The 1860-nt window shown below is 49.4% G+C and carries 2 protein-coding genes; both read right to left on the bottom strand.

What is annotated here, in order from left to right:
• The coding region (locus tag EBR25_13615) for a hypothetical protein (protein ID NBW42020.1) at positions 1 to 731 on the bottom strand (731 nt) is incomplete at its 3' end.
• Positions 731 to 1771, bottom strand: coding sequence for a chromosome segregation protein SMC (locus EBR25_13610; protein NBW42019.1), 1041 nt, complete (start codon positions 1769 to 1771; stop codon positions 731 to 733). The genes EBR25_13615 and EBR25_13610, both read right to left, overlap by 1 nt.
• Positions 1772 to 1860: the final 89 nt, after the last annotated feature.

Here is a 1860-nt window from a genome sequence, read left to right as displayed (position 1 = left end):
CCCTCACGTTCTGGTCTAACGATGCGTGAATAAGATCTCTCTGCCCATGTTTGCAGCTGATCTACAGCCGCTGCCCGATAGGTGTCCGCAGCACCTAGAGTCACACTCCACTCACCATCGAATAACCACTTTGAGAGCTTGCCAATGGTTGTGGTCTTTCCAGCTCCATTCACTCCTACAACCAGAAAAACGTAAGGCAGTCTTCCGTCACTTAGGTTTAGCTGAATGTCGGGTCTTTCCAACTTAGAGACCAAGATATCTCGAAGTGCAAGTCGAAGCTCAGCATCACTCTCCAGGCCGCCCTTGCTAGCACGCGAACGCAACTCGGTCGTAATTTCTTCAGCTGCTTCAATACCGAAATCTGCTTGAAGCAGGATGTCCTCAAGATTGTCCAGCTCAATCTGAGATTGAAACAGAGAGCGGATTCCATCGCCCAGGGTCCTTTTCGGCAGTTCAACTTCTTCAACATCCACACCTTTCGACAAAGGTGCAAATGACGACTCAGGCTCTCTATTGGCTGTCTCTGCCGGCTGTCTTTTCTGCTGAATTGGGGCTGCAGAGACCTGATTCTGTTCCACCTGAATACTTTCGGCCGGAGTCTCAACCGTTAGCCTGGCTTCAAGAACTGGTTTGGATTCAGCAAGAGGACTCATTGCCGCAGTGTCGATGACTGATTCAGGAGTGGCTACCGAGTTTTTCTTATCTCGCAGTCTCTTCAAAAACTTGAACACTAGCTAGCTTTCTCCAAGGTTTGACTCATGACTTTAGTAACGCCGTCCTTGCCCATACTCACCCCATAGAGAGCATCTGCAATTTCCATAGTGCGCTTTTGGTGCGTAACGATAATCAGTTGAGAGGCCTCCCCCAGGGTCTTCAACACTTCAAGAAGTCTTTCGAGATTTGTGTCATCAAGAGCAGCTTCAACCTCATCGAGAACGTAGAACGGACTCGGTCGTGCCTTAAAAATGGCAACCAAAAGGGCCATTGCGGCTAGGGAGCGCTCTCCTCCCGAGAGCAAACTCATTCTTTCAATGCGTTTGCCCGCTGGCCTGACTGAAACGTCAATCCCAACCTCTTCTCCCTCCTCGGGTTTCGTGAGGTTGAGTGAGCCAGAGCCACCAGGAAACAAGATTGGAAATACTTTCTCGAATTCTCTCTTCGTGTCTTCGAAAGCGGCGGCAAAAGTTGTTTGAATCTTTCCATCAATCTCTCGAATGATTCCTCGAAGCTCCGATTTTGCCTCGTTTAGATCATCCAATTGAGTGCTTAGGTAATTGAGCCTTTCTTCAAGAGCAGAGTATTCTTCCTCGGCAAGCGGATTGAAACTACCAAGGACCCTAAGTTGGTTGTCGATTTTCCTAAGCTCGGATTCCAATTCGGCATCACTGCGATCTGCCAAGTCCGCCGGCTCAGAACCCTCCAGGTCGCCTAATGATATTTGCAACTCCTCGCGTATCCGCTCTTCAATAGCGCTTAGCTGAACCTTGAGCTCGTAGCTACGCATCTCCGCGTTCTGAAGCTCACCTGCCAGAGACGAAGACCGCTTCTCAAGCTCCAATCTTTCGCGATTAAGAGCATCGAGTTGAGCTAACTCAGTCTTTCTCTGGTCTTCAAGTTCTCCAGTGTGCTTCTTTAGGTTGCTGATCGATTTCTTTATGGCTAGTCCAAGTGCGGGGAGAATTGCTGTCGCACGGGCTACCGCTGAATCCTTTTCGGCTAAGGCCTGGGCATCCCTCTCAAGATTTTGGATTTCCAGTTGAATGTCGGCCATGAGGTTTGACTTCTCGACAAGATCTCGATCGAGGTTTAGCAGCCGCTCGCGAATTGAACCAAGTTCAATTCGGGTTTGAACCTCTTCCT

Source organism: bacterium, from assembly GCA_009926305.1.
Taxonomy (GTDB): domain Bacteria; phylum Bdellovibrionota_C; class UBA2361; order UBA2361; family RFPC01; genus RFPC01.
The sequence above is the reverse complement of the archived record's forward strand: the minus strand, read 5'-3'. Positions and strand labels throughout refer to the sequence as shown.

Excerpts from the sequence above, each read along its gene's own strand:
- EBR25_13610 (NBW42019.1), bottom strand. The coding sequence starts at position 1,771 with ATGGCCGACATTCAACTGGAAATCCAAAATCTTGAGAGGGATGCCCAG.